Source organism: Odoribacter laneus YIT 12061 (assembly GCF_000243215.1).
Classification (GTDB): Bacteria; Bacteroidota; Bacteroidia; order Bacteroidales; family Marinifilaceae; genus Culturomica; species Culturomica lanea.
Window position 1 is genome coordinate 792,093 of record NZ_JH594596.1, and the last position, 12,661, is coordinate 804,753.

General features: G+C 52.8%; 13 protein-coding genes. All 13 read right to left on the bottom strand.

Translation table 11 applies throughout. From position 1 onward, the window contains the following. Positions 1 to 2 precede the first annotated feature (2 nt). Positions 3 to 557 (bottom strand): hypothetical protein, encoded by a 555-nt coding sequence (locus HMPREF9449_RS03385; RefSeq protein WP_009135828.1) that lies wholly within the window; start codon positions 555 to 557, stop codon positions 3 to 5. After that, positions 554 to 1,333: a hypothetical protein gene (locus HMPREF9449_RS03390; RefSeq protein WP_009135829.1), complete on the bottom strand. Its 780-nt coding sequence runs from the start codon at positions 1,331 to 1,333 to the stop codon at positions 554 to 556. Before HMPREF9449_RS03390 ends, HMPREF9449_RS03385 begins: the two co-directional genes overlap by 4 nt. Before the next feature lie 152 nt (positions 1,334 to 1,485). Next, positions 1,486 to 4,401: a DUF4241 domain-containing protein gene (locus HMPREF9449_RS15765; protein ID WP_009135830.1), complete on the bottom strand. Its 2,916-nt coding sequence runs from the start codon at positions 4,399 to 4,401 to the stop codon at positions 1,486 to 1,488. Positions 4,402 to 4,411: 10 nt separating this feature from the next. Further along, complete coding sequence (locus HMPREF9449_RS16135) at positions 4,412 to 5,578, bottom strand: DUF6630 family protein (protein ID WP_009135831.1); 1,167 nt, start codon at positions 5,576 to 5,578, stop codon at positions 4,412 to 4,414. Between the two features lie 13 nt (positions 5,579 to 5,591). Beyond that, positions 5,592 to 6,593, bottom strand: a complete 1,002-nt coding sequence (locus HMPREF9449_RS03405; protein ID WP_009135832.1) for a DUF1266 domain-containing protein — start codon at positions 6,591 to 6,593, stop codon at positions 5,592 to 5,594. A 62-nt stretch (positions 6,594 to 6,655) separates the two neighbouring features. After that, on the bottom strand, positions 6,656 to 7,633 hold the full coding sequence (locus HMPREF9449_RS03410) for an ankyrin repeat domain-containing protein (RefSeq protein ID WP_009135833.1): 978 nt from the start codon (positions 7,631 to 7,633) through the stop codon (positions 6,656 to 6,658). A 3-nt stretch (positions 7,634 to 7,636) separates the two neighbouring features. Next, positions 7,637 to 7,777: a hypothetical protein gene (locus HMPREF9449_RS16545; protein ID WP_156793294.1), complete on the bottom strand. Its 141-nt coding sequence runs from the start codon at positions 7,775 to 7,777 to the stop codon at positions 7,637 to 7,639. Between the two features lie 36 nt (positions 7,778 to 7,813). After that, positions 7,814 to 8,281 (bottom strand): hypothetical protein, encoded by a 468-nt coding sequence (locus tag HMPREF9449_RS03415; RefSeq protein WP_009135834.1) that lies wholly within the window; start codon positions 8,279 to 8,281, stop codon positions 7,814 to 7,816. A 31-nt stretch (positions 8,282 to 8,312) separates the two neighbouring features. Next, positions 8,313 to 9,143 carry a hypothetical protein gene (locus tag HMPREF9449_RS03420; RefSeq protein ID WP_009135835.1) on the bottom strand — a complete coding sequence of 277 codons (831 nt, stop codon included), beginning with the start codon at positions 9,141 to 9,143 and terminating at the stop codon, positions 8,313 to 8,315. A gap of 191 nt (positions 9,144 to 9,334) precedes the next feature. Beyond that, positions 9,335 to 10,849 (bottom strand): ankyrin repeat domain-containing protein, encoded by a 1,515-nt coding sequence (locus HMPREF9449_RS03425; RefSeq protein WP_009135836.1) that lies wholly within the window; start codon positions 10,847 to 10,849, stop codon positions 9,335 to 9,337. Further along, on the bottom strand, positions 10,830 to 11,327 hold the full coding sequence (locus HMPREF9449_RS03430) for a hypothetical protein (protein WP_071987194.1): 498 nt from the start codon (positions 11,325 to 11,327) through the stop codon (positions 10,830 to 10,832). Before HMPREF9449_RS03430 ends, HMPREF9449_RS03425 begins: the two co-directional genes overlap by 20 nt. Before the next feature lie 25 nt (positions 11,328 to 11,352). After that, positions 11,353 to 12,054: a hypothetical protein gene (locus HMPREF9449_RS03435; protein WP_009135838.1), complete on the bottom strand. Its 702-nt coding sequence runs from the start codon at positions 12,052 to 12,054 to the stop codon at positions 11,353 to 11,355. A gap of 32 nt (positions 12,055 to 12,086) precedes the next feature. After that, on the bottom strand, positions 12,087 to 12,545 hold the full coding sequence (locus HMPREF9449_RS03440; RefSeq protein ID WP_009135839.1) for a hypothetical protein: 459 nt from the start codon (positions 12,543 to 12,545) through the stop codon (positions 12,087 to 12,089). Positions 12,546 to 12,661 lie beyond the last annotated feature (116 nt).

Below are 12,661 nucleotides of genomic sequence, written 5' to 3' on the forward strand. Positions count from 1 at the left end.
GTTTATAGCCATCCCGTGATCCAGCTCCAGATTTTTTTCAGTAATACCCCTAGGAATAGCAGGGCGAGGACGGAGAGCCAGATGCGGAAGAAATAGTCCTGGAGACGGTCCCACAGGGAAAAACGGGGGATGCGGACAAGCATCCCGATGAGTTCTTCGATGGTCTGGCATTCGGCGAATTCCTCCCGGAAGGTCGGTTCGTCCACCCAGGTTTCTTCGAACCATTCTTCGTCCTGGTGTTTTAGATATCTTTCCGCTATCATTTCGCGGAGGACGTTGGGTGATAGTTTTTCCGGATGGGGTTCGTAGTCGTTTTCTAGGGAGATCACGCCGGTGCGGGTGCCTGTCCAGCCGTGGATGCCCCGCCATCCGGTTGGGTAGGCATGGCGGATGATGTATTTTGTTCCCGTGGAATCGACGATGGCAACGCCTGAGCGGTCGTATTTTTGCAGCAGGCGGGTGGTGGTGACCTGGAAATCTTTTTCCCGGGCAAAGCCCCAGACCATGTCGTCCCGGGGATCAAAAATCAGGATGGGGTATTTTAATTGTGCTTTCATGGGAAAAGTTTTAGGGTACTGGTATCATGCGGGAGTTGTCCGGGTTTGGATGCCGGGGGTTTTACTTTTTTATATTTTTTCTTTTTGTAACCGGATGCGATCAGCCCACGCCTGCGGATCAGGAATTTGGTGACCGGGGGACGTTCTTTTGCTTCCTGTATATTCTTGATCCATCCGGGATGGAAAGATAGCACCTGTCCCGGATAGTGCTCTTGTTGCAGGGGCGGATACAAGCCGGGGAGTACCCGGCAGATCAGGGTGTCTTTGTTTATTTCCCATTTTCCGGTGTAATAGTCCGTCCAGCCGTAGTCGTAGCTCCAACCATGACTGAGCTGTTCGAAAGTTTGGTCGGTACGCAGTTGAAGGGTGCTTTCTGAAAAGTTTTCACTTTCAAAGTCTTGTTGTATATGCTTGTAGGTTCCGGGAAGAGCCGGAGAACGGAGGTGCTTTGCCGGAGGAAGTTTTTCGGTTTTATATTTTTCCCCGTTATAATACCAGTTTCCGGTGGTTGCCGGATAGGCCCGGACATGGATATCCCGGGGCTCAGGGGTATGGGCGATGAATTCAACCTTGTAGCTGAAGGGGTAGGTCAGAAAATCGCTACAGCTCAGTACCAGCGTATCGCCACGGGCACAGCGGATGGAAAACTGGGTATCTCCGGCGTAAAGGTTGGCATACTTTGTCGTTTCAGGCTTATTTTTAATCCCGATGAAATGGGGCGGGAGGGAGCCGTCCCGTTCCAGGGAGTTGTACCAATTGGCAATTCCGTCGTTCACGATGTTTCCGTGAAAGATGATGGAGTCTGGTTTGTTTTGTCCCCTTGCTGCTTGAAGAGGGAAGGATATTAGCAGGATGTAAAACAGGAATTTCATGGGGGGTGTGGAAAATGGCAGGTGATTGAATGGGCTACGGAGGTTTAACGGATGGTTCAGGGTTTGTTCTTGATTTTCAGGATCGCATGGCTGATGATCAGGGCGTCGCATCCGCCGGGAGATTCTTCCGCTCCGGGTGCAACTGTTTTCCCGGAGGAGAGGGTGTCGGTCAGTCGGGCTTTCCATTCCGGGAAAACTGTGGTGTCTGCTATTTCCCAGCCGGGCAGTTTGTAGCGGATGAGGGTGTCGGTCACGAAATCGCGGACGCCGCTTGCTTTCAGCCGGTCTGTGAATTTCCCGAAATCCCTCGGGTCCAGGTTCAGCAGGATGAAGGCGGAAACGACGGGCAGCAGGTCGGTTACTGCTATTTTGCGGTATTCGTAGCGTTTCAGGACAGCTTCTGCAAGCGGGCCGAGCAGGATACTCCGGAGGTATTTTTCGCTTTTTCCCCCGGCATATCCGGCGGAGAGGGCGGTGAAGGCATGCACGAGGTAGTCTTTGCTCAGTTGCAACAATAGTTTCTTGTTGGAGATGCCCGGGTGATATTCTTTTCCCTGGGCTTCGGCTTTTTCCAGTGCCCGGATATGCTCTTTGTCGTCGAGGGTGAGGCGGCGGTTTTCCTGCAGGAGGGTCCGGTAGTGATGGCCGGGGAACTGATGGCAGCGGGCTGAGGGACAGGCGATCTCCACGTAGCCTTTGGCACTTGCGGAGAAGGTGATTTCAAAACGACCGGACCGGACGGTGTTTTCTTCCTCATACCGGACCGGGAGGCCGTCCAGGCTGAATGTCCCGCTGAAGGGATGTTCCGGCAACGGGACGGAGGTATCGGTTTCCGTCCTTTCGAGGAGTTGCAGGTAAAGGGCCGAAATCCGGTTGTAGTCCTCGTCGTCTCTGCCCGCCATGATCCCGGCATCGTTCCACAGCAGGAAGGAGGTGCGGTTGTATTCTACCGGGTTGCCGTCGTAGTCTTTGGCGGTGCTGTAACCTTTGGCCAGGCGTTCTTCGCCGAGCAGCCGCACCAATGCATTGGGAGATAGCGGAAATTCCAGGGGTACGTTGTTCACACTCAGTACATTCCCGTCGATATGGATTTGCAGCATCGCGGCTTTCTCTGCCGCAGAGAGCAGGTAGGCGGTATCGTAGCTCAGCAGGTTTTGCCACCAGGCGGGGGTGAACAGGCGGGAACGGGGAAATTCTTTGAAGCTGGCGGCAAAGGTATCCAGGCTTTGTTCCCTGCTCAAAGCCTCTTTGTCGTCGTAGTTCAGGCTGAGAGTAAAGTCCCCCCGGGGGGTGAGCGTGAGCAGGCATTCCATCCAGGCTCCTTCGGCGGGACAACGGTTGTACATCTGCTTCCGGAGGTTAGCAGCCAGGTTGTAGAGTTTATCGGGAGCTGGAACCAGCTGCTTTTCTGTTCCCTTTTCGACCGAGAGGAAAAGGGATATGCCCCCGAAGATATTGATCGTTACTTCGGTTTTGTCCCATCCGGCCCCTTGCAGGTGTTCCTGTATGGTACGTATCATTTCGGTGAGGGGACGCAGCGGATAACTCCCGTCCATGTAGCTTTGCCGGCGGGTAAAGAGTGTTTTCCCGGGTTCGGGGGCAGGCTCCGGCAGGGTGAGGTATTCCTGCTGCGGATGGTTGTAAAGGGTTTCCGCCATGTCGAGGAACCAGAGCCAGTATTCCCTGCGCAAGGGAGCGGTTGCGGTGCCTGCTGCTCCGGGTTGCCCGACATAGGCCAGTTCGGCGATAAAATCGGGGGGCAGTGCATCCGGGTCGAAGTAGTTGCTGTCGGTGTCATCTTCCCCCTCGTATTCTTCGTCTTCCCACAACAGGACATCTTCGGCCCTGCAAAGGATGCTATAACAGAGTTTGACGATGGCATAGGCGGTGATGCTCCGGGCATTTTCGCCGTAGTAGGTGGCATAATTGCTCAGTTGCCGGGCCTGGCTGACCAGTTTTTCCTGGGTGGCCCGGCGTTCTCCGGGGTCTCCTTGGGGGCGGTACAGGAAATCATTGGCTGCCCGGAGCAGGCACAGGAAGCTCTGTTCTTTGCAGACGTATTGCTCCCACAGCGGGTATACCTTTTTGCAGCATTCGCACAATATCCGCTGCACGACGACGGGATTGCCGATGTGGCGGTAGAGTTCCACCCGGTTGGCCAGTGGGAGGTGTCCTTCCGGATGCTGCTGCACGATGCCACGGAGTGCGGCCATGCGGCTGGCCATCCGTTCTTTTCCGTTTGCCTGCTGCCCGTCCGGCTGAAATGTTTTGCGCGCCTGTTTGCGGAGGATGGTGTGGTATTCATCTTCCAGACCGATGAATTCGATGATGGCCTGGCAGATGCTTCCTTCCTCGTCCAGTCCCCAGTAGGTGGAGTAGCAGCCGTCACCGTATCCGCTCTGGAACAGGGGGAGGTGGTAGTCTGTGCCTGGAATCTGAAAGTTCAGCCAGTTGCCGCTGTCTGACTGGTAATCGGGGTAGCGGCGGGCATTTTCTTCGAGCAGGTCGCACCAGAGGTCGTTGTAGAGGTCGCTGTCCGGTTTTTCTTGCTGCATCTGTTCCTCAAAGTCGCAGAGGGCTGCACATACCCGGGGGTCGCAGAAGCATGCCAACCCGGTGTCTACCGGAAAACCGAAGGATTCGCCGGCCTGCACCTCTTCCGGATCTTCCGTGCCGGTCAGGGCTTGTTCGAACCGCACCGCCGGGCGGTTGGTGAAGCAAATGCGGGCGGCAGCATATTCCCCGTAGCTTTTCCGGGGATCGTCCGAGAGGATGCACAGGACCACCTCGTATTCTCCGGCGGGGACGGTCCGGGTAAAGGGCGGGGTATCCCGGCTGAGCCCTACCAGGGGATCGGCTGCGATGAGCCGGCCACTGGGCAGGGAGAGCTGACCGATGTTCAGCAGGTGGACATAGTCCTGCATGTCCCCGCCGGGGGCAAAGAATTTATTGAAGTATCCGGGAGATGCCATGTCGTGCGTTTTAACCGTTTTCAGCCGGGGTTATTTTTTGCCCGATCTGTCCGGCTGCCTGCTGTAGCTGGTTCAGAATTTGTTTTTGTACCGGGAAGATGACGTAGCTGTCGCTGTCTATGCCGAGGCAGCCGACGGTATGCCGGGGACAGGCCTCGCTGAGCCCGGCACACCAGGTGGTGAGGTCGTCGTCTTCGTCGAAGGTCCCGTCACCGAGGGCTTCGGTGAGGCATTCCGCTTCCTGGTTCTTTTTCCGGATTTCCCCGAGCGCGAACCGGAGGTCGTCCAGTTCGCATTTCCAGTCGAGTTCCCAGGCATATCCGTGTCCGAGGAGGATATCCACCATGCCCAGCCATTTCAGTTCCAGGGGGGATGCCTGTGCCGGATCGGTGTTGCGGTCTTCATATTGCCCGGCGTGTTCGCTGCAATAGGTGCTGATGTCGCTGATGCAACTGTGGATGGCCTGCATGACGGCAGGATCTGCACCGGAAATCCGGCGGGCAATATCGGTGATGTTTTGGTTGACGGCGTCCTCCGTTGGTGGTACAAACCGTTTTTTCTTCGGGACTCTGCCGGGACCTATCCAGGAATATTTGCCGGAGAAGTCTTCCGGTTCGAAATCACCGATCGCTTGGGCGATTTCCTGGATATAAGGCAATAGTTTCACCCGTTGGATGTTTCCGTCTTCTTCGGTTCCGCCCAGGGCAAGTGCGGGGACATAGCCCAGGCATTCGTCCGGTTGGGGGGTACCTGCTTTTTCCCTGATCTCCGGATAGCGGTCCAGGGCATAATAGTGCCTTTTGTCGAAGAGATGGAGGTTACAGAGTATTTCCGGGCGGTTGGGCAGGATCTGGAAGGTGCCGTACCGAATATTCAGGAATACGATGTGGTCTCCGAGGGTCTGGCTCTTCACGCAGGCAAAGAGGTCGCCAAAGGCTGTCACCAGAAAGGGGACGGCGCTTTCATTCCAGGCTTTGCGGAAGTACCGGTCGACAAAGTCCTGATAGTCTGCCGGATTGACAAGGCGTACCATTCCGCCGCAGAACGTGCCCCGGCCTGCTTCCTGCCAAAGGTCAAGCAGTTGTTCCGGAACCCTTCCGCTGTATTTTGCGATTTCGGCGGCATCCACCGGTTGCCGGATGGCATCTGCGTTGTTTTCTAAAAAACGTTCGTACATATCTTATTGTTGTTTACTCGTTCCAGGGAATCTGTGTCCACGGGGACTGTGCTGACCGGAGCAGGGTGGTGATGATCTCCTGTGCCGTTTCGCAATCTTCGGGTTCGCCATGCCATACGCCGCGCCCGAGGACGAAGCTCCGGCCGTATTCTTCCCAGGAGGAGAAATGTTGCATGGCTTCTTTTCGGGCTATTTCCATGATCTGCCACATCTCATCAACTGAAATGTATCCGCATAGATGGGTCCAGCGGGCGACATTGACGATCCTGACCAGGTCCCAAGCGATCACGGTGGACGGTATTTCTGCGGCACTGCAATATTCCTGTTGAAGCATGAGGTTGCAGATGAGGACGACGTCCTGCATTTTTTCCCCGGGTGTGCCGGAAGTAACGGCTTCCAGGCCTTTTTCGTGCAGGATGCGCAGGGCTTCATCGGCTTCGGCATGATGGCCTTCTTCGAGCAACCAGCGGACGGTTTGCCAGGTGGTGGCGTGGTCCTTGATCCCCCACCAGTCGCTCATCTGGTCTTTGATGGTGTCTGTGTCGTACTCGCTTCCGTAGCTGTCCACCTGTTCCGAGTTATAGACGAACAGCGGGGCTCCGAAAGCCAGCAGCCGCAACTGGGCAGGGTTCAGCTGGCCGTTACCGGCACGTTCGATTTCCCATTCCTCCGCTTCCAGGTCCGCTTGCTGATAGCCTCCCAGAGCCTGGGCGTAGTCGTTGGCGAGTTTCATATTCAGTTTCATTTCTTCTTCTGACAGGGTCATTCCGGCAGGCATTCCTCCCGGCGCACCCATAGCGGTCTGGGCTGCCTGTATCTGGTCGAGGCCGGGGACACAGGCCTGCATCTGGGCTTGTATCTGTGCCTGCAGGTCTTCCAGTCCGGGCATCTGGAATCCCGGAATGTTCCCGAATAGGGCTTGTGCCTGTTCCTGAGTGGCTTTGAGGGCTTGTTCCTGTGCAGCTTTCAGGATCTCTGCATAATTTGCTTCTGGCTGGTTGTCTGTTTTTCCCATGGTATGATTGTTTTATGCACGGCAGCTTTATTGGTCCGGCTGCCGTATGGTTTTATATTCTTTTATCCTTGTGCCCCGGCGTTGAGCAGGAGTTCGGCAATTTCATTGAAGCCCCTTTCTCCGGCATAATACAGGGCGGTATGTCCGGCGTTGTCTGCGCGGTTTACGTCTGCCCCGTTTTCCACCAGCAGGGCGGCAAAATCGTTGTTGCCTTCGCGGGCGGCCAGAATGAGCGGGCTTTCGCCCTGTCCGTTCTGGGCGTCTATGGCGGCCTTGGCGCCGATCAGTGCCTGGCCGATAAATTGGTTTCCTTCCCAGGCTGCATAGTGGAGGGGTGCGGACCCGTTGAGTTGCGCTTTGTTGGCGTCGGCACCTGCACCAAGCAGTAGCCGGACGATGAGCAGGTTGCCTTTGGAGCAGGCGATGAGCAAGGGTGTTTCCCCGTTGTCGTTGGCCGTATTGAGGCCGGGGATTCCCGGTATGCCGAGCAGGGAGCGCACGATCTCTCCTTGGTTGTTGCTGACGGCCTGGTGCAGCGGGGTGTTCCCGTAAGAATCACTGCTTGCGTTGCCGGACAGCAGGGTGACGATTTCGCGCAGGCCGTGTGCTGTGGCATAGTCGATGGCTTTGTGCCCTTCGTTGTCCGCTAGAGTGGTGTCTGCTCCCTCGCCGATCAGGAAGAGGGCGGCTTCCGTCCGTTTGTTGCCGAGCATGCGGATGAGCGGGGTACAGCCTTCGTTGTCTATGCTGTTGATGTCCGCTCCGGCAGCGAGGAGGAGGGCAATGATTTCCTTGTTTCCGCTTTGTGCCACGGCGTGCAGGGGCGTTTCGGATTTGTTATTGGCGAGGGTGGCATCCGCGCCGTTTTGCAAGAGCATGCCGGCTATTTCCCGGTTGCCATTCCGGCAAACATAGTATAAGGGGGTGTTGCCCTGCATATCCCGTTTGTTGACGTCTATGCCTCCCTTTTGGAGGAATATCTTTACAATGCCTTTTTGTCCGTTGCGGCAGGCGTTGAGGAAGGTCTGGTTGTTGTCCATAGCTTAAAGTTTAATGTGATGGTAAAGTTGCTGACGGTCATTTTTTTCGTATCGTTTTCCCTGATAGTAAAGATCGTCGGTAAAGTGGTACCTGTCATTTTGTGCTATCCGGTTATGCTCAGAATGATTCTTGGTTTTGTTCATGTTTTTCTTCATTTATGCAACATTGTCAGGGCTTCATCAGGTGTCCGCTTTTGTTGTTACTGGTTTATTTAAAAATCGCATTCCGGTATATAAACAAGTCACTCCAACAGGCGGATATACGATGCCGCATAATACTGCAAGCATATTCCATCCGCGTTCATCTCCTTCAGAACCGTCCAAGCCGGCAGCTTTCAGCAAGTGGTTTGTAATTTGCCAGTCTGAGAGGTTTTGGTCTAAACCGATAAAGACAAACCACAACAGTACGGAGCAACCTTCCAGTCCAAACAAGAATAAGATAGCTTCAGGCTGAATGAAATATAATTTGTAAACTTTGTAGAGGATCATCAGATCCAGGGCCATAAGTATCGCTAAAAAGCCATATTCCATTCCACCCTGGATTTCCAACAGTCGCGCGAAGCCTAAGCCACCACAAAACAGTGTGATGATTATCAGTAAAAGGCTGAAAGCTGTCAATGATAGTATGGATTGGACGGTTTTATTCATTGTATTGGTTGGAAAGGAGGATTGTCAGATGTTATCTTTCGTTGTTACTGATGAATTTTATTTCATTCTTATTTCTTTCCAGTTTATAAATCTCAATTTCTCCACTGACATATTCAGTATCGTCTTTATCTTTTAGAACAACAGGCTTTAAAATTTCTTCCTGCGTTTCAATATATACGATACGGGGAAATGTAAAATTGCTGCCAATGAATAATCGTGCGTCTGTATTATCCTCAGCAAAACGATAAGAGATAGCTAAACAGTCGTTTTGCTGATTACCGGAAACGAATATTGTTTCTTTCTTCAGCTCTCCATTTGTACAACTGACAGCTTTTATTACTGCTAAAGGATATGCGGTCGCTATCTGGCTTGTTCCCGAAAGCAGGTAATATCTTTTGTCCGGTACCTGAATGGAATAAACAGTATCATAACATAGCCCCATATCATTGTCCTCATTTATATCAAAGAAATAGGATTGTTCTTTATCCTTATATTGAATATAAGAAGCAAATAATGGCATTGAACCACCGAAATAAGTGTTCCGGGAAAATATCCTCATATCCCCGTCAGTTGATACTGCCATCGTAAATTGCCGTTCTTTTTTCCTCAATTCTCTAAAGTCGTATTTCATCCCTTTATCGGCTGTGCAAAGTTCTTCCAGCAGGATAGAGAAGCTGTTTTGTAAAGAATCGCAGTAATCATCATTCGTATAGGAATAATTTTGCCGTAGCGTATACAAAGTATCCTGAATGGAGCAAAGCTGTTTTTCCAAAGCAGACCAATCATTGTTGCTTTGTGCCATTGTAGTTTTCACTGCTCCAAAACAAAAGACGATGCAAAATATGTATTTTATCTTCTCCATTTTTATGTGCTATTATCAGTATTGTTGTCGGTAATGGTCTGTTGCGCGTTTCCGGTTTTGTGACCGATTGTATTGTAGGCGATAAAGACCTCTTTTTTCTGAAAGCTTTTTCGTTGCTGATATGCCTGAATTTTTGTGTATGCGTCTATTTAGTGGTTCGTAACAGGGGCACAAATCATAAATCCCGGCTTTCAGGAGTTATTTAACAGCCATTTCACCAGGGTTTCGTTGTTCCTTTCGGTGGCGATATCGAGGGCGGTTTTGCCTTCGTTGTTCACGGCAGCGGTGTCGGGCGTCCCGAAATCAAAGAGTATTTCGGCGGCGTTTTTGGCTTCGTTTCCGTAGTGGTCCGCTAAATAGTGCAGGGGCGTATTACCGGCATTGTCGGTGGCGTGGATGTCCGCCCCGGCTTCGAGCAGGGGTTCCAGTATTTTCAGGTAGTTGGATTCCAATGCCTTGCAGAGGTGCAGCAAAGGGGTACGTCCCCGATTGTCCCGGCTGTTGACCTTTGCCCCGTTTTCGAGCAGATACCGGAACAGGGTTTCGGCCAGTTTCGTATCCGAATGGCAGGCCAGCGAGAAAGCTGTTTCGCCTTCGGGGGTGGCAGGTGCTTCCGCTTGCCAGCCTTTCTCTTTGAGCAGGAGCAGCAGGGGGGTATAGGGGGCCTGCGTTTTGTAGCTGCTCCGGTTGTCGTTGTCCAGCCAATGTGCGATGGCTGTTTTTCCGGTGGCATCCTTGTAGTTGGGATCGGCTCCTGCCTGCAGCAGCAGGGAAGCGATAGTGAGGCTATGGTCCCATAGCGCGCATCCGAGGGGGGAGAGGCCTTTGTAATTGTAATATTCCGGCTCGTCATAGGTGGTTTGCAGCTCTGCGCCGCTTTCGAGCAATGCCGCGACGGCTTCGGTGTCTTTGCGGGCCAGCGCCTGGAAGAGATCCATACCGCCGATTCTGGCAGCGAGGGGATCTGTTGCGGGATCTTTCCCAGCGAGCAGCGCGCCGGTCAGTTTGGCTCCGCCGTCTATGGCATCGGTCAGGGGCTTTTTACCGCAGTTGTCTTTTTCGTCCGGGTCGAGGCCTGCTCTGCCCAGCAGAGCTTTCACCATGAGGTAATTGCGTTGTTCTTCCTGCCGGGCATCGGCGAGGTCCTGTTGTATCTGTGCTTTTTGTTTTTCGGGATACCAGCGGGTGGCAAAGTCCTTGATGAGTTCCTCACAGCGGTTGATGCGGGAAGCGACCGACGCGGCCTTTGCTGCGGCAATGTGCAGGGCGTTCCGTCCGCTGGAATCGGTGGAATCGAGCCGGATGCCGGAGTCGATAAAGGCGTCCGCCATACCGTAGTTGCTGTTCCAGAGTGCCTGGAGCAAAGCCGTTGTCGTTTTTCCGGAACGGGGGAGGCTGGCTTTGGCATTCAGCAGGATGGTGGTGCATTGGTAGAGCCTCCTTTCGTCTATGTCGTGGGCATTGCGTATCATGCCCAGATAGCATAGCGGGGTGTTGCCTTCGTTGTCGCGGACATTGATGCCGGCTCCGTGTGCCAGCAGGTAAAGGATGGCGTTCGCGTCGGCATAGCTGCAGGCCAGGTGGAGGGGAGTCCGGTCGCGGTAGTTATCGTCTATCCCGTTTATATCTGTATCCATGAAGGCCTCCAGTATGGTTTCCGGCGACGCTTGTTCCCGGTATAAGTCTTCAATTTCCCTCAGTGTCATAGCTGATCTGTTTGATGAGTTTTTCTATATGTTGGTAGGGCTTTTGCAGGCTTGCTGCTATGGCTTTTACTTCGCCGTACAGTTGCAGCCGGAAAGCGGTTTCCGCTTTGAGGCGGAGGAGCTGCGTCCTTGCCAGTTCCTGCGGTACTCCCCGGGGCATCGGGCAGAGGTACAGGCGGTCACTGTATGCGTGGTGGGCCAGGGGAGAGGGCAGGGATTCCTGCCGGAACGGGACTGTGGGGAGGTATAGCTCCGCTTCCCCGAGCAGGCGGTGGCCTTCCTCGTACCATCCTGACAGGTAGCAGCAGAGCGCTTTGTTGAACAGCAGGGGCAGGTCAGGGGCGATGATCCGGTCCAGGCAGTAGTATGCGGCTTCCGGCGCTCCGTCCGATAGGTAGGAAATTCCGGCATCGAACAGGCATTTTTCTTCTTCGGGCGACAGTCGGGGCTGTTTCCCTGCTAAAGGCGTATTTCCCATGAGTCCCATATTCCCCTCCTCTTTCTTAGCTGAATATCGGCAGGGCGACTTTCAAGTTCGGGTATTTTTCACCCAGTTGTTTCAGAAATTCGTTGGCGACGACAATATCCTGTATGGTTTCCTGCGGATTGACCGGGATTTCCGGGATGTTGGTGAAAATCAGGCAGGAATAGATAATCAGATTTACCGGTTTTTCGTCTGTCGGCAGCGACAGTTTATATGCTCTCACATTGTTGCCCCGAGCCTGGGCCTGTGCTTTCACCTGGCCTTCGAGCGGATATTCCGTAAGCGTGGCCTTTTCGAGGCGGTCGCGCTTGAATACGTAATGTTTGTCTATATCCCCGTCGGTATCCGCATCGAGCAGATGGAGGTTATCACCGCTCAATATCACATATTTGGCGGTATGCACGGTATTGAAACGTACTGTTCCCAGGGTAGCCATTCCTTTCAGTTTGTCTTTGACGGCATCCTTGACGACGTCTGTGGTGTGGTATTCCAGGCTGGCATAGTTGAAACTGTCGATCTTTTCTTCTCCCATAGCCTCTTTCAGGAAAGACAGGTCGGAATTGAGGTATTTGTCCTTGTACTTTTCGGCGTTTTTGAATTCCGTTTTGAAATCGGTGGCGTTCACTTTTTCGGCCTGCTGTGCATTCCGGCGTTTGGTGTAAAAATAGTACCCACCGTAGAAGGCGATGCAAGCAATGACGATGATTGGATAAAATGACATAGTGTCTGTTTTTTAGTGATTAGACTTATTGATTATATCTCTACTGGTTTTATATTTTTCTTTTTGTTCGGTATGAATCCCCGGATGATAAAGGCAATAATAATCAGCCCGACGATTTTACCGCCGTAGCGGGTGTAAAAACCGAGCCGGTTTAGTTTTTTGCCGTCCAGGTGGTTGGCTTCGAGGATAGTAGACAATTGTTCGTCTGTCAGCTCGTAATAAGTATCTTCCTTTTCGCAGTAACCTACCAGCCGGGGTTCTTTTTCAATATACAAGGGAAGGATATAAGCGATGTTGAATTCCTGGTGGAGGGTAGCCAGGTCGATGTAGTTGCCCTCGTCGATTTTGTAATCATCGGTGTCCGGCAGATCGGCCACTTTGTTCAACACTTCGCGGTCGCCGAAAGGTATCCGCACACCGCGTGCGGACACGGTCTGACAGCTGAAAAAGAGGAGGATTCCCAACGCAAATAATAGTTTCAAATGTTTCATTTTTCTCTGTTATTGATTCATATACAGGCCTGTTAGGTATGGTTTCCAGCTGGGTTGTTCCTGTTTTTGGATCATTTTATACTGCAAATATATAAAAAGAGATCATAAAACAAACC

Coding starts and splice junctions, on each gene's coding strand:
- HMPREF9449_RS03430 (WP_071987194.1), bottom strand. CDS start 11,327: ATGGGAAATACGCCTTTAGCAGGGAAACAGCCCCGACTGTCGCCCGAA.
- HMPREF9449_RS03415 (WP_009135834.1), bottom strand. CDS start 8,281: ATGAATAAAACCGTCCAATCCATACTATCATTGACAGCTTTCAGCCTT.
- HMPREF9449_RS03385 (WP_009135828.1), bottom strand. CDS start 557: ATGAAAGCACAATTAAAATACCCCATCCTGATTTTTGATCCCCGGGAC.
- HMPREF9449_RS03435 (WP_009135838.1), bottom strand. CDS start 12,054: ATGTCATTTTATCCAATCATCGTCATTGCTTGCATCGCCTTCTACGGT.
- HMPREF9449_RS03405 (WP_009135832.1), bottom strand. CDS start 6,593: ATGGGAAAAACAGACAACCAGCCAGAAGCAAATTATGCAGAGATCCTG.
- HMPREF9449_RS03440 (WP_009135839.1), bottom strand. CDS start 12,545: ATGAAACATTTGAAACTATTATTTGCGTTGGGAATCCTCCTCTTTTTC.
- HMPREF9449_RS16545 (WP_156793294.1), bottom strand. CDS start 7,777: ATGAACAAAACCAAGAATCATTCTGAGCATAACCGGATAGCACAAAAT.
- HMPREF9449_RS03410 (WP_009135833.1), bottom strand. CDS start 7,633: ATGGACAACAACCAGACCTTCCTCAACGCCTGCCGCAACGGACAAAAA.
- HMPREF9449_RS15765 (WP_009135830.1), bottom strand. CDS start 4,401: ATGGCATCTCCCGGATACTTCAATAAATTCTTTGCCCCCGGCGGGGAC.
- HMPREF9449_RS03420 (WP_009135835.1), bottom strand. CDS start 9,143: ATGGAGAAGATAAAATACATATTTTGCATCGTCTTTTGTTTTGGAGCA.
- HMPREF9449_RS16135 (WP_009135831.1), bottom strand. CDS start 5,578: ATGTACGAACGTTTTTTAGAAAACAACGCAGATGCCATCCGGCAACCG.
- HMPREF9449_RS03425 (WP_009135836.1), bottom strand. CDS start 10,849: ATGACACTGAGGGAAATTGAAGACTTATACCGGGAACAAGCGTCGCCG.